The organism is Streptomyces sp. NPDC048288, from assembly GCF_043201555.1.
GTDB lineage: Bacteria > Actinomycetota > Actinomycetes > Streptomycetales > Streptomycetaceae > Streptomyces.
Window position 1 is genome coordinate 489,507 of the sequence record NZ_JBICZD010000001.1, and the last position, 18,845, is coordinate 508,351.

General features: G+C 71.8%; 21 protein-coding genes. 8 read left to right on the forward strand and 13 right to left on the reverse strand.

The genetic code is table 11. The features are described 5' to 3' along the window. Nucleotides 1–111 precede the first annotated feature (111 nt). Together ACGFZS_RS02065 and ACGFZS_RS02070 are read left to right on the forward strand one after the other, a co-directional pair. On the forward strand, nucleotides 112–963 hold the full coding sequence (locus ACGFZS_RS02065) for a hypothetical protein (RefSeq protein WP_393793504.1): 852 nt from the start codon (nucleotides 112–114) through the stop codon (nucleotides 961–963). A 185-nt stretch (nucleotides 964–1,148) separates the two neighbouring features. Continuing rightward, nucleotides 1,149–1,622 (forward strand): carboxymuconolactone decarboxylase family protein, encoded by a 474-nt coding sequence (locus ACGFZS_RS02070; protein ID WP_393656241.1) that lies wholly within the window; start codon nucleotides 1,149–1,151, stop codon nucleotides 1,620–1,622. A 10-nt stretch (nucleotides 1,623–1,632) separates the two neighbouring features. On the opposite strand, the gene ACGFZS_RS02075 is transcribed toward ACGFZS_RS02070, so the two are convergent. After that, nucleotides 1,633–2,082, reverse strand: coding sequence for a MarR family transcriptional regulator (locus tag ACGFZS_RS02075; RefSeq protein ID WP_365690243.1), 450 nt, complete (start codon nucleotides 2,080–2,082; stop codon nucleotides 1,633–1,635). Between the two features lie 90 nt (nucleotides 2,083–2,172). Here ACGFZS_RS02075 and ACGFZS_RS02080 point away from each other — a divergent pair, with 90 nt between their 5' ends. Further along, nucleotides 2,173–3,171, forward strand: a complete 999-nt coding sequence (locus tag ACGFZS_RS02080; RefSeq protein WP_393793505.1) for an NADP-dependent oxidoreductase — start codon at nucleotides 2,173–2,175, stop codon at nucleotides 3,169–3,171. A gap of 104 nt (nucleotides 3,172–3,275) precedes the next feature. Beyond that, nucleotides 3,276–3,695 carry an organic hydroperoxide resistance protein gene (locus tag ACGFZS_RS02085; protein ID WP_393793506.1) on the forward strand — a complete coding sequence of 140 codons (420 nt, stop codon included), beginning with the start codon at nucleotides 3,276–3,278 and terminating at the stop codon, nucleotides 3,693–3,695. Between the two features lie 150 nt (nucleotides 3,696–3,845). Here ACGFZS_RS02085 and ACGFZS_RS02090 read toward each other — a convergent pair whose 3' ends face one another. Then, on the reverse strand, nucleotides 3,846–5,006 hold the full coding sequence (locus ACGFZS_RS02090; protein ID WP_393793507.1) for a serine hydrolase domain-containing protein: 1,161 nt from the start codon (nucleotides 5,004–5,006) through the stop codon (nucleotides 3,846–3,848). 165 nt (nucleotides 5,007–5,171) lie between these two features. On the opposite strand from ACGFZS_RS02090, the gene ACGFZS_RS02095 reads away from it, so the two are divergent. Beyond that, nucleotides 5,172–5,960, forward strand: a complete 789-nt coding sequence (locus ACGFZS_RS02095; RefSeq protein WP_393793508.1) for an EI24 domain-containing protein — start codon at nucleotides 5,172–5,174, stop codon at nucleotides 5,958–5,960. On the opposite strand, the gene ACGFZS_RS02100 is transcribed toward ACGFZS_RS02095, so the two are convergent. After that, the gene (locus ACGFZS_RS02100) at nucleotides 5,950–7,200 is read right to left on the reverse strand and encodes a pyroglutamyl peptidase (RefSeq protein WP_393793509.1); all 1,251 of its coding nucleotides are present in this window, start codon (nucleotides 7,198–7,200) and stop codon (nucleotides 5,950–5,952) included. The two genes, ACGFZS_RS02095 and ACGFZS_RS02100, sit on opposite strands and share 11 nt — an antisense overlap. 70 nt (nucleotides 7,201–7,270) lie before the next feature. Continuing rightward, nucleotides 7,271–8,278 carry a LysR family transcriptional regulator gene (locus tag ACGFZS_RS02105; protein ID WP_393793510.1) on the reverse strand — a complete coding sequence of 336 codons (1,008 nt, stop codon included), beginning with the start codon at nucleotides 8,276–8,278 and terminating at the stop codon, nucleotides 7,271–7,273. Between the two features lie 69 nt (nucleotides 8,279–8,347). On the opposite strand from ACGFZS_RS02105, the gene ACGFZS_RS02110 reads away from it, so the two are divergent. After that, nucleotides 8,348–8,731 carry a Rid family hydrolase gene (locus ACGFZS_RS02110; protein WP_390970295.1) on the forward strand — a complete coding sequence of 128 codons (384 nt, stop codon included), beginning with the start codon at nucleotides 8,348–8,350 and terminating at the stop codon, nucleotides 8,729–8,731. A gap of 190 nt (nucleotides 8,732–8,921) precedes the next feature. Here the strand turns inward: ACGFZS_RS02110 and ACGFZS_RS02115 are convergent, their stop codons facing one another. Together ACGFZS_RS02115 and ACGFZS_RS02120 are read right to left on the reverse strand one after the other, a co-directional pair. Beyond that, a complete protein-coding gene (locus tag ACGFZS_RS02115) occupies nucleotides 8,922–9,893 on the reverse strand; it encodes an aldose epimerase family protein (RefSeq protein WP_393793511.1) in 972 nt (323 codons plus the stop codon). A 22-nt stretch (nucleotides 9,894–9,915) separates the two neighbouring features. Next, a complete protein-coding gene (locus ACGFZS_RS02120; RefSeq protein WP_393793512.1) occupies nucleotides 9,916–10,815 on the reverse strand; it encodes an SGNH/GDSL hydrolase family protein in 900 nt (299 codons plus the stop codon). Nucleotides 10,816–11,068: 253 nt separating this feature from the next. On the opposite strand from ACGFZS_RS02120, the gene ACGFZS_RS02125 reads away from it, so the two are divergent. Beyond that, the gene (locus ACGFZS_RS02125) at nucleotides 11,069–11,563 is read left to right on the forward strand and encodes a DUF3145 domain-containing protein (protein ID WP_355710873.1); all 495 of its coding nucleotides are present in this window, start codon (nucleotides 11,069–11,071) and stop codon (nucleotides 11,561–11,563) included. Nucleotides 11,564–11,710: 147 nt separating this feature from the next. Here ACGFZS_RS02125 and fabF read toward each other — a convergent pair whose 3' ends face one another. The 5 genes from fabF to fasR form a co-directional block, all read right to left on the reverse strand. Then, nucleotides 11,711–12,973 (reverse strand): beta-ketoacyl-ACP synthase II, encoded by a 1,263-nt coding sequence (fabF, locus tag ACGFZS_RS02130; protein ID WP_359208360.1) that lies wholly within the window; start codon nucleotides 12,971–12,973, stop codon nucleotides 11,711–11,713. Nucleotides 12,974–13,059: 86 nt separating this feature from the next. Then, the gene (locus ACGFZS_RS02135; protein ID WP_355710875.1) at nucleotides 13,060–13,308 is read right to left on the reverse strand and encodes an acyl carrier protein; all 249 of its coding nucleotides are present in this window, start codon (nucleotides 13,306–13,308) and stop codon (nucleotides 13,060–13,062) included. A gap of 90 nt (nucleotides 13,309–13,398) precedes the next feature. Then, a complete protein-coding gene (locus tag ACGFZS_RS02140) occupies nucleotides 13,399–14,430 on the reverse strand; it encodes a ketoacyl-ACP synthase III (RefSeq protein WP_393540813.1) in 1,032 nt (343 codons plus the stop codon). A gap of 17 nt (nucleotides 14,431–14,447) precedes the next feature. Then, nucleotides 14,448–15,383 carry an ACP S-malonyltransferase gene (locus ACGFZS_RS02145; RefSeq protein WP_393793513.1) on the reverse strand — a complete coding sequence of 312 codons (936 nt, stop codon included), beginning with the start codon at nucleotides 15,381–15,383 and terminating at the stop codon, nucleotides 14,448–14,450. 89 nt (nucleotides 15,384–15,472) lie between these two features. Beyond that, nucleotides 15,473–16,678 (reverse strand): fatty acid biosynthesis transcriptional regulator FasR, encoded by a 1,206-nt coding sequence (gene fasR / locus ACGFZS_RS02150; RefSeq protein ID WP_365690267.1) that lies wholly within the window; start codon nucleotides 16,676–16,678, stop codon nucleotides 15,473–15,475. A gap of 73 nt (nucleotides 16,679–16,751) precedes the next feature. On the opposite strand from fasR, the gene ACGFZS_RS02155 reads away from it, so the two are divergent. Continuing rightward, nucleotides 16,752–17,405 (forward strand): pirin family protein, encoded by a 654-nt coding sequence (locus ACGFZS_RS02155; RefSeq protein WP_393794103.1) that lies wholly within the window; start codon nucleotides 16,752–16,754, stop codon nucleotides 17,403–17,405. Between the two features lie 68 nt (nucleotides 17,406–17,473). Here the strand turns inward: ACGFZS_RS02155 and ACGFZS_RS02160 are convergent, their stop codons facing one another. Continuing rightward, nucleotides 17,474–18,316: a serine hydrolase domain-containing protein gene (locus tag ACGFZS_RS02160; RefSeq protein WP_393793514.1), complete on the reverse strand. Its 843-nt coding sequence runs from the start codon at nucleotides 18,314–18,316 to the stop codon at nucleotides 17,474–17,476. A gap of 19 nt (nucleotides 18,317–18,335) precedes the next feature. Further along, complete coding sequence (locus tag ACGFZS_RS02165) at nucleotides 18,336–18,806, reverse strand: GNAT family N-acetyltransferase (RefSeq protein WP_393793515.1); 471 nt, start codon at nucleotides 18,804–18,806, stop codon at nucleotides 18,336–18,338. Nucleotides 18,807–18,845 lie beyond the last annotated feature (39 nt).

Here is an 18,845-nt window from a genome sequence, read left to right on the forward strand (position 1 = left end):
CGAACAGGTAACGGTTTCGACAAGGCTTTCGATAATTTTTTCGGTCCCGCACAGAACCTTCACAGGCCCGGCTAGTGAAGTGACCCGTGGGGAACTTAGTCTTCCCGCGTCATGGACTACTGCCTCCCGTGCCGACGGCACCTCAACGGCGCCCTCGCCTGCCCGGGGTGCGGCACCCCCATCGAAACGCTACGCGCGTCCGCGCGGGAAGCGACCGCACCGAACCCGCACACGGCCGGTGAAGCGCAGCACGCGGAGCCGGAGTTCGCATCGGACGGGTACGACACCGACGGCCATGGCGGCCACGACGGTCACGGGGCCGAGGGGTACGAGGCCGAGGCCGACGAACCGCCCGCGGGCGGCCGGGCGGAACGGCGCCGGGCGGCCCGTGGACGCGGCGGCCGCGGCCGTCCCGCCGACGACCCCGCCGACGACCCCGAGGAGCCCGTCACGGCCGACGGCAGCCGTCGCGACCGCAAGGCGGCGGCCCATCGCCGGCGGCGCCGCAGGATCCTGTTGGTCAGCGCGGCCTGCGTCCTGGCGGCCGGCGGTCTGAGCCTCGCCGAACTCGGCACGGACGCCATACCGTTCACGACCCCCGGCCCGGCCTCGGCGGGCGGCGACACCACCGACGGCGGCACCTCCACCTCGTCCCCCGACACCACCGCCGAGCCCCTCGGCGACACCTCCGGCGCCACCGGCCCGGCAAGCTCCGCCTCCGCCGACCCCTCCGCCTCCCCGTCCCCCTCCTCGTCGAAGGACAAGGCCTCGGACTCCCCGTCGGCCACTCCCAAGGACACCTCGGCCCAGTCGGCGACGACCGACCCGGTCACCGGGCAGCCGACGGCGACCGCGACGAGCACGGCAGGCTCGACCCCGACCTCCGACCCCACCACCTCGGACCCGTCCCCGAGCCCGTCCCCGAGCGACACGTGCACGCGGTTCCTCTGGTGGTGCTCGTGAGCTGAAGCGCCCCGACAGGGGCGCGGGGCTGTATCGATTTGCGGCTCCGCCGCGTGGGCGCGCTCAACCCCCACCGGCGCGCACCCAAATCTCTGCCGAAGCAAATCCAGCAAACATGTCACATACGGCCGACGCCCCCCGTCATAGGTGTGCAACCCACTGAGCAACCCCACAGGGAGCACACCATGGAAGCCCGTCTCAACCTCTTCGCCAGCCCCGTCGCCAACAAGCTGATCAAGGCCTTCAACGGCGCGGGCAAGGCCGCCGAGGGCACCACGATCCCCGCCGCCACCCTGGAACTCGTCAAGATCCGCGCCAGCCAGATCAACGGCTGCGGCTTCTGCCTCGACATGCACACCAAGGACGCGGCCGAGGCCGGCGAGACCCAGCAGCGCCTCCACATGGTCGGTGCCTGGCGCGAGGCCACGGTGTTCACGGACGCCGAACGCGCCGCCCTGGAACTCGCCGAGCAGGGCACGCGGATCGCCGACGCGGCGGGCGGGGTCCCCGACGCGGTGTGGGAGAACGCGGCCAAGCACTACACCGAGGAGGAACTCGTCGCGCTGGTGGCGACGATCGCCCTGATCAACGCCTACAACCGGCTGAACGTCATCTTCCAGCAGCCGGCGGGCGACTACCGCCCGGGCCAGTTCGCGTAACCTCCGGCGTTCACGCCTCCAGCATGCGGTGGAGCAGGTCCCGCAGGGACAGCCGCTCCTCCTCCGACAGCCCCGCCAGCGGCTCGCGCGCAAACCGCAGCTCGTCTCGCAGGTCGCGGGCGACCCGACGGCCCTCGTCGGTCGCCGCGGCCAGCTTCACCCGGCGGTCGGCGGGATCGGGCCGCCGCTCCACGAGCCCGCGCGCCTCCAGCCGGTCCACGATCCCCGTCACGTTGGACGGCTCGCACTTCAGCTTCAGCGCCAGCTTCCGCATCGGCAGCGGCTCCAGCGACAGCAGGCTGAGCAGCCGCGCCTGCGCCCCGGTGAGCGTGTGCTCGCCCGCCGCCTCCTCGTAGTCCGCGTAGAAACGGGCCACGACGTCCCCGATGAGTTCGACGACCTCCAGGGTCAGGGCGTCGGGGCGGCGGGTCTTCGCTGGGCTGGACTGTGGGGTGGACATGCGCTCCAGGGTACCCCGTTACTTGACATCCTGAAATATTCAGGAGCATGGTTGTTTCAGGTACTGAAGTATTCCGGAAAGGCGCACGTCATGATCAACCGCGAGTGGCACCTGCTCAGCCGTCCCGTCGGCTGGCCGAAGCCCGAGGACTTCGCCCTGGTGGAGGCGGAGGTCCCTACGCCGGGTGAGGGACAGGTGCTGGTACGGAACAAGTACCTCTCCGTCGACCCGTACATGCGCGGCCGGATGAGTGCCGCCAAGTCGTACGTCGCCCCCTTCGAGCTGGGCAAGGTCATGCAGGGCGGAGCGGTCGGCGAGGTCGTCGAGTCGAACGCCGAGGGCATCGCGGCCGGCGACCACGTCCTGCACTTCCTCGGCTGGCGCGAGTACGCCGTCGTGGACGCGAAGAGCGCGGTCAAGGTCGACGCCGGTGCCGCGCCGCTGTCGACGTACCTCGGTGTCCTCGGCATGACCGGCCTCACCGCCTACGCGGGTCTGCTGCGCACCGCCTCCTTCAAGGAGGGCGACTCCGTCTTCGTCTCCGGCGCGGCCGGCGCGGTCGGCAGCCAGGTCGGCCAGATCGCCAAGCTCAAGGGCGCCTCCCGGGTGATCGGCTCGGCCGGCTCCGACGAGAAGGTCAAGCTGCTGGTCGAGGAGTACGGCTTCGACGCGGCCTTCAACTACAAGAACGGCCCGGTCAACGAGCAGCTGCGGGCCGCCGCGCCCGACGGGGTCGACGTCTACTTCGACAACGTCGGCGGCGACCACCTGGAGGCGGCCATCGGCCAGCTGAACCGGGACGGCCGGATCGCGGTCTGCGGCATGATCTCCGTCTACAACAGCACCGAGCCCGTCCCCGGCCCGAAGAACCTCGCGCGTCTCATCCAGACCCGCGGCCGGATCGAGGGCTTCCTGGTCGGCGACCACTACGACCTGCAGCCGCAGTTCGTCTCCGAGGTCGGCCCGTGGGTGGCCGCCGGGCAGCTCAAGTACCGCGAGACGGTCGTCGAGGGCATCGAGAACAACGTGGAGGCGTTCCTCGGGGTCCTGCGCGGCGACAACACCGGCAAGATGATCGTCAAGCTGTAGGGCCGTCCGGTCTGTCTATGGTTTCCGGTATGCGGTAACTTCTTTCCGAAACCGTCGTCGATCGTGGGCGCGAGTCGCGGCGGACCGAGGAGAGAAGAAACCGCATGCCCATTCAGCAGTCCGACGTCCTGTACACCGCCGTCGCCACCGCCGAGAACGGCCGTGACGGCCGGGTCGCCACCGACGACGGCCGGCTCGACGTCGTCGTCAACCCGCCGAAGGAGATGGGCGGCAGCGGGGCCGGGACCAACCCGGAGCAGCTGTTCGCCGCGGGGTACAGCGCGTGCTTCCAGGGGGCGCTCGGGGTCGTCGCCCGGCAGGCCGGGGTGGACGTCTCCGGCTCGACCGTCACCGCGCGGGTCGGGCTCGGGAGGAACGACGACGGGTTCGGCCTCATCGTGGAGATCTCGGCGGCGATTCCGGGCGTCGAGGAGGGGGTCGCCCGTGAGCTGGTCGAGAAGGCGCACGGGGTGTGCCCGTACTCGAAGGCGACGCGCGGGAACATCGGCGTGACGCTGGTCTGACGGTTGTCGTTGATGTTGTTGCGGAGGCCGCACCCTTGGACGTGGGGTGCGGTCTCTCGTCTGCGGGGTGCGGGTGCGTTGTGGCTGGTCGCGCCCACGCGGCGGTAGCCGCATATCGGATACGGCCCCGCGCCCCCAGGTGGGTTGCGCTCAGCGTGTTTCAAGTGCTGCTTTGTGCACGGCCTCTGCCAGCCGGTCGTTCTCCGGGGCCGCGCCGCCCGGGAACGCGAAGCGGCGGCGGGTGTAGCCGTAGGCGATGCCGCTTCGCGGATCCGCGAAGGCCTGGGAGCCGGCGGCGCCGCTGTGGCCGATGGTGCCGGCGCCCAGGAAGGGGTGCCAGGTGTCGGCGGTGGCCTGGAAGCCGAGGCCGTAGGACTTGTGGGTGCGGGCCACCAGGTCGTAGCCGACCGAGTGGATCTGGCCGAACTCGGCCACCGTGTCCTCCTTCAGCAGCGGGGCCTTGCCGTCGACCTCGCTGAGCAGGGCCGCGTACATCCCGGCCAGGCCGCGCGCCGAGGCCACCCCGCCGAAGGACGCCGGGCCCTTGGCGCGCACCAGGCGGTCGTTGGGCAGGGACGCCAGGTCCGTGGGCTCGGCCGTGTGCTCGTTGAAGGCGATCCCGGCGAGGGTCCGCGGACCGGACGGAACGGAGTCCAGCAGCGCCTGCTGCTCGGATGTCGGGAGCAGCGGCAGGGTGGTGCGGAAGCGCGGCTCGTGCGCGGCCGGCAGGCCCAGGAAGAGGTCCAGGCCGTACGGCGCCCGCACCCGCTCCTCGTACACGTCCTGGAGCGTACGGCCCGTCGCGCGCCGTACCACCTCGCCGGTGAGCGCCCCGATGACGAGCGCGTGGTAGCCGAAGGCGGTGCCCGGGCGCCAGAACGGCCGCTGGTCGGCGAGGCGTTCGGCCATCGCCCGGTCGTCGGTCAGCTCCTGCGGGCTGAACCCGCTGTCGGTGCCGATCAGGCCCGCCCGGTGCGCGATCAGGTCCCGCAGGGTCAGCGCGCCCTTGCCCTCGGCGGCGAACTCCGGCCAGTAGTAGGTGACTTTACGGTCCAGCTCCAGTGTGCCGTCCTGCACCAGCATCGCCACGACGAGATGGGCCGCGCCCTTGGTGGACGAGAACACGCCGTACAGGGAGTTCCCGTCGGCCCCCTCGCCGGCCCACAGGTCGACGACCCGCCGGCCGTGCACGTACGCGCACAACTGCCCCTCGTAGTCGGCCGGTTCGCCGGCGACGAAGGCGGCGAACTCCTCGCGCACCACTTCGAAGCCCTCCGCGACCGTGCCCTGGACGGTGATCTCCTGCGTCATCCGCTCTCCTCAACCGAGCCGCCGCAAGCAGCTCCCACTGTGAACAACGCCCTACCCTGAGATCGGTACGTCGACATGTACCCGTTCGACTCAACAGGGACGAGCAGGTCTTCGCGCCGGCGTCCCCCCACTGTGCCCCGGCGGGGCCCCGGTAAAGTTTTCGCCATGCGTGATCTCGGTGTCGGTTTCGGATATCTCCTCAAGGGCCAGCGCTGGGTCGGCCGGCACGGCAGGCAGTTCGGCTTCGGGCTGCTGCCCGGTCTGATCACCCTCGTCCTGTACGCGGCGGCCCTGGTCTCCCTGGCGATATGGGGAGCGGACTTCGTCGCCTGGGCCACCCCGTTCGCCGACGACTGGTCCAGCCCCTGGCTCGGCCTCTTCCGCGGCTTCCTCACCGCCGTGCTCTTCGCCCTCGGCCTGCTCGGGGCCGTCCTGACCTTCACCGCCGTGACGCTGCTGGTCGGCCAGCCGTTCTACGAGAACCTCTCCGAAAAGGTCGACGAGGACGTCTCGCCCGACGGCACCGCGCCCGAGTCCGGGCTGCCGTTCTGGCGTGAGCTGTGGATCTCGGCCCGCGACAGCCTGCGCGTCCTGGTCCGCGCCGCGCTCTGGGGCCTGCTGCTCTTCGCCCTCGGCTTCCTCCCCTTCGTCGGGCAGACCGCCGTACCGGTCCTCGGCTTCTTCGTGACCGGGTTCTTCCTCACCGAGGAACTCGCCGCCGTCGCCCTCCAGCGCCGGGGGATCGACCTGCGCACCCGGCTCGCCCTGCTGCGTTCCCGCAAGACCCTGGTGTGGGGCTTCGGCACACCCCTCGGCCTGGCCTTCCTGGTGCCGTTCGTCGCGGTGTTCCTGATGCCGGGCGCGGTCGCGGGCGCCACCCTCCTCGCCCGCGACCTGCTGGGCGAGGAGACGGCGGAGGAGGACGCGGAGACCGGCGAACCGGTCAGTTCCTGAAGCTCGCGTCGGCCGCCACGGTCACGATGGCCCGCACCTGGTCGATGATGTCCACCCGGTTCCGCACGAAGTCCGGGTCGGTCACCTCGGTGGTGTTGCCGGCGCCGAACTCCAGCACCGGTGTGTGCACATGGCCGCCCGGCAGGGTGTCGTGCAGGCCGAGCCGGTCCCGCAGCAGGGTGGCGCGGTAGGCGATCTCGTTGGAGAGGTAGTTCCCGCCGCCCCCGGCCCGCGCTGTCGATCCGTCGGTCGGCCCGTCCGCCCGCACGACGGGATCGGTCCCGCCCGCCGGGATCTCCGTCACCTCGGTGTGGTCGTACACCGGGAACCGTCCCGTGTCGGCCGCCGTGATCGCGGCGTACGGCAGGGTCGTGGTCGTCCACTGCGGCTGCGAGGCCGGGTCGGCGACCGGGACGGTCTCGGTCCGGCTCAGGTTCTCGTTGTCCGGATAGCCGCCCCGCCAGGCCCCGTTGGTCCGCTCCACGTCGAACCGCCCGATGCGCCCCTGGCTGACGGTCGTGAACAGGTCCACCTTCGGCAGGTACGGCCGCAGGGTCCGCTCCACGGTGCCCTGCGCGAAGTCGTCCCAGCGCACCGGGAAGACGGCCGTCTCGACCCGGGCCGGTCCCTCGTCGGTCTGCAGGACCGTCCCGTCGAGGGCCAGGGCGCTCGCCCCGGAGGGATTGGAGATCCGGATGTCGCGGTCGAGCGTGAACGGGTCGAACCCGGTGACGAGGATGCGCTTCATGTGCCCGCTCATGTGCCCGCCGGGATAGCGGAGGTCCGTCTGCCCGCGCGAGGTCCGCTCCAACACGTCCAGCAGCGCGCCGCGTTGGGTGTCGCTCACCCCGAACCCCGGCTCCCAGGTCCGCACTTCCCGGGTCATCCCGAGCCGCGCCCAGTACAGCGGCCGGTCGTCGTCCCGGCTCAGATCACCCCCGGCCGGCCCCCGCCCCTGCGCCCGGTCCACGGCCCGCCGCCACAGCGCCGACCCCTCGCGTACGACGATCCGCCGGGCCTGCGCGTAGGAGTGCGCGCCGCCCAGCGCCCGGGTGAACTCCGGTGCCACGGCGTCGAACCCGGACCGCCGGAGTATCTCCTGCGGCACCGCCTTGTCGAGCCGTTGCTCCTCGACGGTGGGGGCGGGGGCGGCGGCCGTGGCATGGGCGGACGTCGGGGCGAGTGCCCCGGCGAACAGGGCGATTCCGAGAAAACCGATCCGAACGCGCAGCGATGTCACGGGAGTTGGCCTTCCGTCGCAGTGGGGTGCGTGGTGCCGGACGGCCGCAGTATCGCCCGTGGGAACTGGTCTACGCCATGGTGCCCCCGGGTGTGCCGTGCGGGACGCGGGCGGCCGCCTCCCGCAGCGCCCCGAGGAAGGACTCGGCGGCCGGGGCCAGGGAGCGGCCCCGGGCGGTCGCCGCGTACACCGCACGGGCCGGGGCGCCCTCGTCGAGCACCGGCAGCAGGGCGATGTCCGGGCGCACCGAATCGGCGGCGAGCGCCGGGACCAGGGTCACGCCGAGGCCCGCGGCGACATAACCCTGCTTCGCGGTCCACTCGCCGACCACATGGGCCACCCGCGGGCGGAACCCCTGGCGCAGGGCCGCCTCCAGAAGGGTGCCCTCGACACCGGAGCTGCCGGAGATCCAGTCGGCGTCGGCGAGCAGGCCGAGCCGGACCGGGCCCGCGGCGCCCGCCAGCGGGTGGCCGGCCGGGACGGCGACGTACAGCGACTCGTCGAGGAGGTGGTGGAGTTCGTACGGCTCCAGCGGGGCGCGGCCCGTCGTCGAGACCACCGCGAGGTCCAGATGGCCGGCGGTCAGGCGGTCCAGGAGCCGGGGGGTGAGCCCCTCCTCGCGGGACAGCCGCACCCCCGGGTGCCGGGCCCGGAACGCGGCCAGGGCGTGCGGCACCAGGGCCGCGTCGGCGCTGGCGAACGCCCCGAACCGCAGCCGTCCGCCCGCCACCTCGCGCAGCGCGGTCAGCTCCCGCGCGGCGCCGTGCAGGGCCTCGGCGACGGTTTCGGCGTACGGGACGAGCGCCCGGCCGGCCTCCGTGAGCCGTACCCCGCGCGGCAGCCGGTCGAAGAGCGGACCGCCGCCCAGCGCCGCCTCCAGCGAGGAGATCTGCCGGGACACCGCCGACTGCGTCCAGCCGAGCGACCGCGCGGCCACCGTGAACGAACCGTGCCGCGCGACGTCCAGGAACACCCGCAGCCAGACGCTGGAGACGTCGGGCAGGGGCGGGTGCGGGAGGCGCGGGAGGTGCGGAAGCTGCGGGGGCCGTGAGGGGTGCGGATTCGGCATGGCAGCCATGCTAGACATTCGCTTGTCGCATCACTCGGGCCCGCCTAGCGTCGACCGCACGGACACGGAAGGAGCCCCGTGAAGGTCACCCTGGACAACCCGGCCGACGCCCCGCGGCCCGCCAGCCCCTACTACTCCCAGGTCGCCCGGGTCGAACACGCCGACGGCAGCGCCCTGTTGTTCGTCTCCGGCCAGATCGCCGAGGGCGCGACCCTCGCGGAGCAGAGCCGGGGCGTCTTCGAGGGCCTCGGCGCGCTGCTGCGCGCGCACGGGGCGACCCTGGCGGACGTCATCAACATCCGCACGTATCTGACCGACATCTCCCGGCTCGCCGAATACGGCGCCGTACGCCGCGAGTTCCTCACCGGCACCCCGCCGACCAGCATGACCTTCGAGGTGCCCCGGCTGTTCCGGCCCGAGGCCCTCGTCGAGATCGAGGTGGTGGCGGCGGTGGCCGGCTGAGGCGGTGGCCGGCCGCGCGCCGGGTCGCACGCCGGGTCGCGGGTGGTTGTGAAGGGTTCGTACGAGTTCGCGGCGGGGCGCCCGATCACCGGCCGCCGGCTCACAGCCACGGCTAAGGTCGGGAGCGGGCCACGCCCCCCTTGAGCAGCCCCGGTCCGGGACCTGACCCCTGGACCGGGGCTTGCGGCTGTCAGCGCACCCCGAAGGCGTACACCGTCTCCGAGCGGTACACCGCGCCCGGGTCGAGGCGGGTGCTCGGGAACTCCGGCCGGTTGGGGGAGTCCGGGAAGTGCTGGGTCTCCAGGGCGACACCGTCGCCGGGGGCGAAGGGGCCGGTCAGGTGCTCGGCCGTGTAGAGCTGGACGCCCGGTTCGGTGGTGGACACCGTGAGGGTGCGCCCGGACGCCGGATCGTGCAGTTCGGCGATCTCCTGCGCGGCGGCCGTGACGCCCTTGTCGAGGACCAGGTTGTGGTCGTAGCCGGAACCGACCTTGCGGGCCGTACGGAAGTCGAAACGGGAGCCGGAGACGTCCTCCAGGACCCCGGTCGGGATCAGGTCGCCGTCGACGGGCGTGTAGCGGGAGGCGGCGATCCGCAGCTCGTGACCGCCCGCGTTCCCGGAGCCCGCCAGGTTGAAGTAGCTGTGGTTGGTGAGGTTCACGACGGTCGGCGTGTCGGTGACCGCCTCGTAGGAGACGCGCAGCGCCCCGGAGGGGTCCAGCGTGTAGGTCGCCGTGACCTCCAGCCGCCCCGGGAAGCCCTCCTCGCCGTGCGGGCTGACGCGCGTGAGCCGTACCCCGTGCTCGACGCCCGCCACCTCCCACACCCGCTTGTCGAAGCCGTGGGCGCCGCCGTGCAGGGAGTTGGGGGCGTTGTTGGGCTCCAGGGCGTAGGTCACGCCGTCCAGCGGGAAGCGGGCGTGCGCGATCCGGTTGGCGTACCGGCCGACCAGGGCGCCGAAGTACGGGCCCGGGTGCTCCAGATAGCCGTCCAGACCGGCGAACCCCAGCACCACGTCCGTCGTCCGCCCGTCCCGGTCCGGGACCTCGACCGACTGCACGATCCCGCCGTACGACAGGATCCGCACCCGGGTCCCCGCGCGCTCCAGCGTCCAGCGATGGACCTCGGTGCCGTCGGAAAGTGTGCCGAAAAGTTCGCTCATGTGGAAACCCTAAGCCAAGGGTCTAGTCCACCGGGTCCTTGGCGGTGACCGCCCGGTAGGCGATCGCGGCGAGCCTGGACTGGCCGTCGGTGCTCGGATGGAACCAGTCCCAGTGGCTGAGCTGATCGGTCCCGAACCGGTACGCGTACACCGCCCCGCCGTCGAACCGGCACCGCCGGTCCTTGGCGCAGACCTCCTGCAGCACCTTGTTGTAGTCCTCGACCCGCCGCTGGACCTTGTCCCGGCGCAGGGTCGCCCCGCTGGTCAGGTCGTCCGCGTCGGAGAGCATGGACGGGCAGATGCCCAGCTTCCACACCTGCTTGCCCAGCGGGTTCGTCCGCCCCTCGGACCACAGCCGCTTCAGGTTCGGCACGCTCGCCACGTACACCTGGGTCCTCGGCAGCGACTTGCGCAGGGTGCCCAGCGCCTCCTCGAACTGGGTGCGGAAGGCGGCCACCGAGGTCATCGCCCGTACCGAGGTACGGCACGCGTCGTTCGCCCCCACCATCACCGTCACCAACTGGGGCCTGCGCACCGCCGCGTCGGCCAGCTGCCCGGACAGGTCGGCCATCCGGGCGCCGGTCTCCGCGTAGTTCCAGCTGTGGTCGGCCGCCTTCGCCCGCCCCAGCAGCCGTACCGCCAGACTGTCCACCTGCTCGCTGGTGCCGGTCGCCCAGGACACCTCCGGGCAGTCCGAGAGCACCGTGCACGCGTCGAACCCCCGCGTGATGGAGTCGCCGACGGCCGCGATCGAGGCCGGGCTGCGGTCCCACACCTGCACGGTCCGGGCGGCCCGGGTCCGGCCGCCGTCCGGCGCGGCCGACGAACCGCCGAACACACCGCACCCGGCCACCCCCAGCGCGGCGGTGGCGGCGACGGCTCCCACCAGGGCACGCGAACGCCGGCGTCGCTGCTTGCGCATTCCCCGGTGGTCCTCTCGGTCGGCCTGTTCGTCCCCCGTAATGACAACGCACGGGAGTTCCCGCGCCGCGCCCTGCAACGGTCCACCCCTGTACAAGCGTCCCCCTGGGTGAATGGCAGGGGTTTCCTGGCTGTGGGACCGACGGTACGTCACACTCCTTGCGCCACCGCACGGTAGCCTCGCCATCAACGCGGCCGTCGTGCCACAGCCGCCAGCCAGCCAGCAAGATGTCCCGCTCTGCCCGGAGGTCCCGGTGACGACACGTGGAGTTCTGTACGTGCACTCCGCGCCGCGCGCGCTGTGCCCGCACGTCGAGTGGGCCGTCGCCGGGGTGCTCGGCACGCGCGTCAACCTCGACTGGATCCGGCAGCCGGCGGCACCCGGCACCTGGCGCTCCGAGTTCTCCTGGCAGGGCGAGGTCGGCACGGCCTCCAAACTGGCGTCCGCCCTGCGCGGCTGGCACCTGCTCCGCTTCGAGGTGACCGCCGAACCCTGCGCGAAGGCCGAGGGCGAGCGCTACAGCTGCACCCCCGAACTCGGCATCTTCCACGCCGTCACCGGGATCCACGGCGACATCCTCATCCCCGAGGACCGTCTGAGGGCCGCCATGACCCGCTCACAGCGCGGCGAGACCGACCTCGAGGCCGAGATCGCCAAACTCCTCGGCAAGCCCTGGGACGACGAACTGGAGCCCTTCCGCTACGCGGGCGAGGGCGCCCCGGTCCGCTGGCTCCACCAGGTGGTCTGAAGGGGCACGCTCACCGCAACGCCCTGCTTTTAGGGGCGCGGGGAACTGCGCGAGAAGTCCCCACCGGCGGTCGGCCGACAACGAAACGCACCGTGGCCCGAACTCCATCCAACGGAGTCCGGGCCACAGGCGTTGAGTCGGCGTTTCTCAGATCGTCCGGAACGCCAGGACCACGTTGTGGCCCCCGAAGCCGAACGAGTCGTTCAGTACGGCGATCCGGCCCTCGGGCAGCTGCCGGGCCTCGCCGCGGACCACGTCCGCGTTGACCTCGGGATCGAGCTCCGCGAGGTTGATGGTCGGCGGAGCCGTCCGGTTCACCAGCGCCAGGATCGACGCGACGGTCTCGATACCACCGGCACCGCCCAGCAGATGACCGGTCATCGACTTGGTCGCCGAGATGGCCATGTGGTCGACGTCGTCGCCGAACACCTTCCGCAGCGCCTTGATCTCGGCCACATCACCCTGCGGCGTCGACGTCGCGTGCGCGTTGACGTGCACGATCTCCGCCGGCTTCAGGTCCGAGCTGTCCAGCAGGTTCTGCAGCGCGTGCGCGATGCCGTTGCCCGAGGGCTCCGGCTGCGTGATGTGGTGCGCGTCGGCCGAGATGCCCTGGCCGACCGCCTCGACGTAGATCCGGGCCCCGCGCGCCTTCGCGTGCTCCTCGGACTCCAGGACGATCACGCCCGCGCCCTCACCGAGCACGAAGCCGTCACGGCCGGAGTCGTAGGGACGCGACGCGCCCTCGGGGTCGTCGTTGTTCTTGGACATCGCCATCATGTTGCCGAACGCGGCGATCGGCAGCGGGTGGATCGCCGCCTCCGTACCGCCGGCCACGACGACGTCCGCACGGCCGGTGCGGATCATCTCGATGGCGTACCCGATGGCCTCGGCGCCGGAGGCGCAGGCCGACACGGGGGTGTGCACACCGGCCCGCGCACCCAGCTCGATACCGACGTTGGCGGCCGGCGAGTTGGGCATCAGCATCGGCACGGTGTGCGGGGAGACACGGCGTACGCCCTTCTCCTTGAGCACGTCGTACTGGTCCAGCAGGGTCGTCACACCGCCGATGCCGGAGGCGATGACGGCGCCGACCCGGTCGGGGTTGGCGGAGACGTCCTCACCGGCCTTCGCGGTGAAGCCGGCGTCCTTCCAGGCCTCCTGGGCGGCGATCAGCGCGAACTGCGCGGACCGGTCCAGCTTGCGGGCCTGCGGGCGCGGGATGATCTCGCTCGGTTCGACGGCGATCTGCGCCGCGATCCGGACGGGCAGCTCGGCCGCCCAGTCCTGCTCAAGGAGGCGGACGCCGGACTTGCCGGCGACCAGGGCCTCCCAGAACGAAGCTGCGTCGCCACCCAGCGGTGTGGTTGCGCCGATACCGGTGACGACCACGGTGCGATTGGTCGGGCTCATCGGGAATTCTTTCTCCAACGGATACGGGATTCGACGGCGCCACCGCCGGGTGGCGGGGCATTGCAGCCGGAGACCGGCCAAGGGCCTCAGGCCTGGTGCGTGAGGATGTAGTTGGTCGCGTCGCCGACGGTCTTGAGGTTCTTGACGTCCTCGTCCGGGATCTTGACGTCGAAGCGCTCTTCGGCGGCGACGACGACCTCGACCATGGACAGCGAGTCGACGTCCAGGTCGTCGGTGAAGGACTTGTCCAGCTGGACGTCCTCAACCGGGATGCCGGCGATCTCGTTCACGATCTCGGCGAGACCTTCGACGATCTCTTCCTGAGTGGCGGCCATGTCAGGCGCTCCTTCTTAGATGTTCCAGACGGTTGCTGCGGTGGTGCTGACGGCGTTCCCGCACCGGATGCATGATCCGGCACGGAGTGCCTAGGGGAGGGTAACGACAGTGGCGGCGTAGACGAGACCCGCCCCGAACCCGATGACGAGCGCGGTGTCGCCGCTCTTCGCCTCGCCGGTCGCCAGGAGCCGCTCCATCGCGAGCGGGATCGAGGCGGCCGACGTGTTGCCGGTGGTGCGGATGTCACGGGCGACCGTGACGTGCTCCGGCAGTTTGAGAGTCTTCACCATCGAGTCGATGATGCGCACATTGGCCTGGTGCGGGATGAAGACGTCCAGGTCGTCCGCGCTGATCCCGGCCGCGTCCAGCGCCTGCTGAGCGACCTTCGCCATCTCGAACACGGCCCAGCGGAACACCGCCTGGCCCTCCTGCGTGATCGCCGGGAACTTGATGTTCCCCTCGCTGTCCAGGGGCAGGTTCGTGACGTCGCCGACGTGGAACCTGTCCCAGGGCACGGTCTGCTTGATGGTCTCGGACTTGTCGCCCTCCGACCCCCACACCGTCGGGCCGATCGCCGGCTCCTGCGAGGGGCCGACCACGACCGCGCCCGCGCCGTCGCCGAACAGGAAGGCGGTGGCCCGGTCCTCCAGGTCGGTGAGGTCGCTGAGCCGCTCCACGCCGATCACGAGCACGTGTTCGGCGGAGCCTTCCACGATCATGCCCTTGGCGAGCGTGAGGCCGTAGCCGAAGCCCGCGCAGCCGGCCGAGATGTCGAAGGCGGCGGCCTTGTCGGTGCCGAGCTTGTCGGCGATCTCGGTGGCGACGGCCGGGGTCTGGCTGAAGTGCGAGACGGTCGAGACGACCACGGCGCCGATCTGCTCGGCGGAGATGCCCGCGTCCGCGATCGCCTTGCCGGCGGCCTCGATCGACATCGCGGCGACCGTCTCCTCGGGGCCCGCCCAGTGCCGGGTCTCGATGCCGGAGCGCGACCGGATCCACTCGTCGGACGAGTCGATCTTCTCGAGGATCACCTCGTTGGGCACCACACGGGTCGGGCGGTAGCCGCCGACACCGAGGATGCGCGCGTACGGGGCACCCTTGCTGGGCTTGATCTTCGACATCGCAGTGCGCTCCTAATTCAGCTGTGCTCGGCGATGAGCTCGCGGGCCGCGTCGAGGTCGTCGGGGGTCTTCAGGGCGAGCGTCCTGACGCCGGGCAGGGCACGCTTGGCCAGGCCGGTCAGGGTGCCACCGGGGCACAGCTCCAGGAGGGCGGTGACGCCCAGCTCCTGGAAGGTCTCCATGCACAGGTCCCAGCGGACCGGGTTGGCGACCTGGCCGACCAGCCGGTCCACGACCTCGCCGCCGGAGGCGACGGTCCGCCCGTCCTTGTTGGAGACGTAGGTCAGCTTCGGGTCGGCGGGCGAGAGTTCCTTGGCGGCCTCGGCCAGTGCGTCGACCGCGGGGCCCATGTGGTGCGTGTGGAAGGCGCCGGCGACCTTGAGGGCGATGACCTTGCGGACACCCTCGGGCTTGTCCTCGGCGAGCGCCGCGAGCTGCTCCAGGGTGCCGGCCGCGACGATCTGCCCCGCGCCGTTGATGTTCGCCGGGGTCAGGCCCAGCTTCTCCAGGTGCTTGACCGAGACGTCCGGGTCGCCGCCGAGCAGCGCCGACATACCGGTCGCGGTGATCGCGGCGGCCTCGGCCATCGCCAGCCCGCGCTTGCGTACGAGGGTCAGCGCCTCGTCCTCGCTCAGCACACCGGCGACGGCGGCGGCGGTGATCTCCCCGACGCTGTGCCCGGCGACCGCGCCCGGCGCGCCCGCCGCGTCAGCGGCTGATGCATAGGCACCGAGTGCCACGGCGGACACCAGTCCGGCGGCGACGAGCAGCGGCTGGGCCACCGCGGTGTCCCGGATCTCGTCCGCGTCGGCGTCCGTGCCGTAGTGCACCAGATCGAGGCCGATCACCTCGGACCAGGCACGCAGACGGGCCTCCACACCGGGGAGGTCGAGCCAGGGGGTCAGGAAGCCGGGCGTCTGGGCGCCCTGGCCGGGAGCGACGAGTACGAGCACTCTCACACTCTCTCTTGTCGGCGGCCACGGCCGCCCGTGGGGACAGGGACGAAGAACACGAAGGGGTTTTGTGGGGCCCCGACAAAAACCTATGGTTGGGGATCTCCATCGACCAGACGCCCCAGGATCAGCGCGATCCGCAGTGTGAAGGCGGATCGTACATCGGATGGCGACCATCCGGTGACGTCAGTCACACGTCGGAGCCGGTAGCGCACGGTGTTCGGGTGGACGAAGAGCATCCGGGCCGCGCCCTCCAGGCTGCTCGCCTGTTCCAGATAGACGCTCAGTGTTTCCAGCAGCGCCGAACCGGCTTCTTCCAGCGGTCTGTAGATCTCCTCCACCAACTGCTCACGCGCGCTCGGATCGCCCGCGATGGCGCGCTCCGGGAGCAGATCGTCCGCCAGCACGGGCCGCGGCGCGTCCTGCCAGGCGGAGCAGGCCTTCAGTCCGGCGGCGGCGGCCTGTGCGGACCGGGTGGCCGCCAGCAGGTCCGGCACCACGGGCCCCGCGACGACCGGCCCGGCGGCATAAGGGCCGATCAGCGACTTGGCGACGGCCAGCGGGTTGTCGTTGCCGCCCGCGATGACGACCAGCCGGTCGCCGAGCACACCCGTCAGCACCTGCAGCTTGGCGTGCCGGGCGGCCCGCCGGATGGCCTCGACGGTCAGCTCGCTGTCCCCGTCGGGCGCGGTGCCGAGCACGACGCACACGTTGTCCGGAGAGTTCCACCCGAGCGCCGCGGCCCTGCTCACCGCGCCCTCGTCGGCCTCGCCGCTGAGCACCGCGTTCACCACCAGCGACTCCAGCCGCGCGTCCCAGGCACCCCGTGCCTCGGCGGCCTGGGCGTACACCTGGGCGGTGGCGAAGGCGATCTCCCGGGCGTAGACGAGCAGCGCCTCGCGCAGCACGCTCTCGTCGCCCGGGGCCGCCACCTCGTCGATGGCGGACTCCATGACCTCGATGGTGGTCCGCACCATCTCCACGGTCTGCCGCAGCGTGATCGCCCGGGTCAGCTCGCGCGGCGCGGTCCCGAACACGTCCGTCGAGATCGCCTGCGGGGCGTCGGGATGCCGGAACCACTCGGTGAAGGCCGCGATGCCCGCCTGGGCGACGAGCCCGATCCAGGAGCGGTTCTCCGGGGGCATGGCCCGGTACCACGACAGGCTCTCGTCCATGCGTGCGATGGCCTGGGCGGCGAGGCTGCCGGACGACTTCTCCAGCCGCTTCAGGGTCGCGGAGTGCGGGTGGACCGGATGAGCCAGGGGATCGGACTTGCGCGTTACGGGTTCGGGCACGTGGACAAGACTGCCTTATCCGGACGGGAGCATGCGCCGCCGGGTGCCGACTGCGGTCTACGGTGGTGCCGTGATGGACGTCAGGCGCGCGGCGCAGCGCTACCCGGGAGGCGACCCGGCGACCGGGATCGAGTCGTCGCACGCCTTCTCCTTCGGCCCGCACTACGACCCGGACAACCTCCGCTTCGGCGCGGTCATCGCCTGCAACGAGGAGCGGCTGGCGCCGGGCGCGGGCTTCGACGAGCATCCGCACAGCCACACCGAGATCGTGACGTGGGTGGTCGAGGGCGAGCTGACCCACCGCGACTCCGAGGGCCACGAGACGGTGGTCCGGCACGGCGACGTCCAGCGGCTCAGCTCGGCGGGGGGCGTCCGCCACGTCGAGCGCAACGACGGCGCGCAGCCGCTGACCTTCGTCCAGATGTGGCTGGCCCCGGTACGCCCCGGCGGCGAGCCGTCGTACGAGATCGTCCGCGGCATCGCCGACTCGACCCCGTACGCCGTCCCGGAGGCCGGCGCGATGCTCCACGTCCGCAGGCTGGTTGCGGGGGAGCGGACGGCGGTGCCGGACGGGGCGTATGTGTATGTGCACGTGGTGCGGGGGGAAGTGCGGTTGGGCGGGGAGGAGTTGGCGCCCGGGGATTCGGTGCGGGTGGTGCGGGCGAAGGACTTGGCGGCGGAGGGGCTGACGCCGGCTGAACTGCTGATGTGGGAGATGGCGGGGTAGCCGCGGCCGTGGTTCGGCTGCGGGTGCGTGGGGGCTGGTCGCGCGGTTCCCCGCGCCCCTTGGGTTTCTCAGCCGCGGGCGGGCGTGCCGCGCAGCTCCGTCAGCACCGCGTCCGTGAACAGCGGCCAGGCCTGGACCGCCCAGGGGCCGAAGGCACGGTCCGTGAGGGCGACGCACGCCGCCTTCGCGTCCGGGTCGACCCACAGGAACGTGCCCGACTGTCCGAAGTGGCCGAAGGTCCGCGGGGAGGAGGAACTCCCCGTCCAGTGCGGTGTCTTGCCGTCGCGGATCTCGAAGCCCAGCCCCCAGTCGTTGGGGTTCTGATGGCCGTAGCCCGGCAACACGCCCTTCGTGCCGGGGTAGTGGACGGTCAGCGTCGCCTCCGCCACCGTCCGCGGGTCCAGCAGCCGCGGTGCCTGGAGTTCCGCCGCGAAGCGCAGCAGGTCGGACACGGAGGAGACGCCGTCCTTGGCCGGCGAGCCCTCCAGCGAGGTCGACGTCATGCCCAGGGGCTCCAGCACCGCCTGCCGCAGATACTCCGCGAACGGGATCTCCGTGGCCTTGGCCACATGGTCGCCGAGCACCTCGAACCCGGCGTTGGAGTACAGCCGCCGCTCCCCGGGCGGCGCCGTCACCCGGTGTTCGTCGAAGGCCAGCCCCGAGGTGTGCGCGAGCAGATGCCGTACCGTCGCCCCGGACGGCCCCGCCGGCTCGTCGAGGTCGAGCGCCCCCTCCTCGTACGCGACGAGCACCGCGTACGCCGCGAGCGGCTTGGTGACGGAGGCCAGCGGGAAGCGGTGCCCGGCCGGCCCATGGGTGCCCAGGACCGTCCCGTCGGCCCGTACCGCGCCCGCCGCCGCGGTCGGCACGGGCCAGTTCTCGATGGACGCGAGGCTGTTCAAGGACGACATGGCCCCGAGCCTAAGCGGCTCAGAGCGTCAGCCGCATCGAGGGGTCCGGCTTGCGGACGAAGCCCAGCGAGGCGTACAGCGGCTCCGCCTGGGAGGACGCGTTCAGGTCGACCTGGGCGGCGCCCCGCTCCCGGAACCACTCCAGCAGCTCCGCCATGCACGCCCGGGCATACCCCCGGCGCCGGGCGTCCGGGTCGGTCGCCACGCTGAAGACCTGGCCGACCCGCCCGTGCGGATTGCCGGCCCGGCCGATCCGGTACTCCAGTGTCCCCACGACCAGTGCGGCCAGCGCCCCCGGCCGCTCCGGATGATCGACGACGAACGCGGCGAAGTCCCCGTCGGCCGCGCCGAGCCGGGCCCGGAGCGTGGGCAGCGACTCGGCGTGCCACTCCGTGGGGCCGTCCGGCTCGACCATGGAGTCGATCATGACCTGGCGCAGGCGCAGCACTTCCGGCGCGTCCTCGGGCCCTGCACGGCGTACGAGACTCATGCCGGGCACGCTAGCCACCACCCGTCCCGCGCGTCGTGC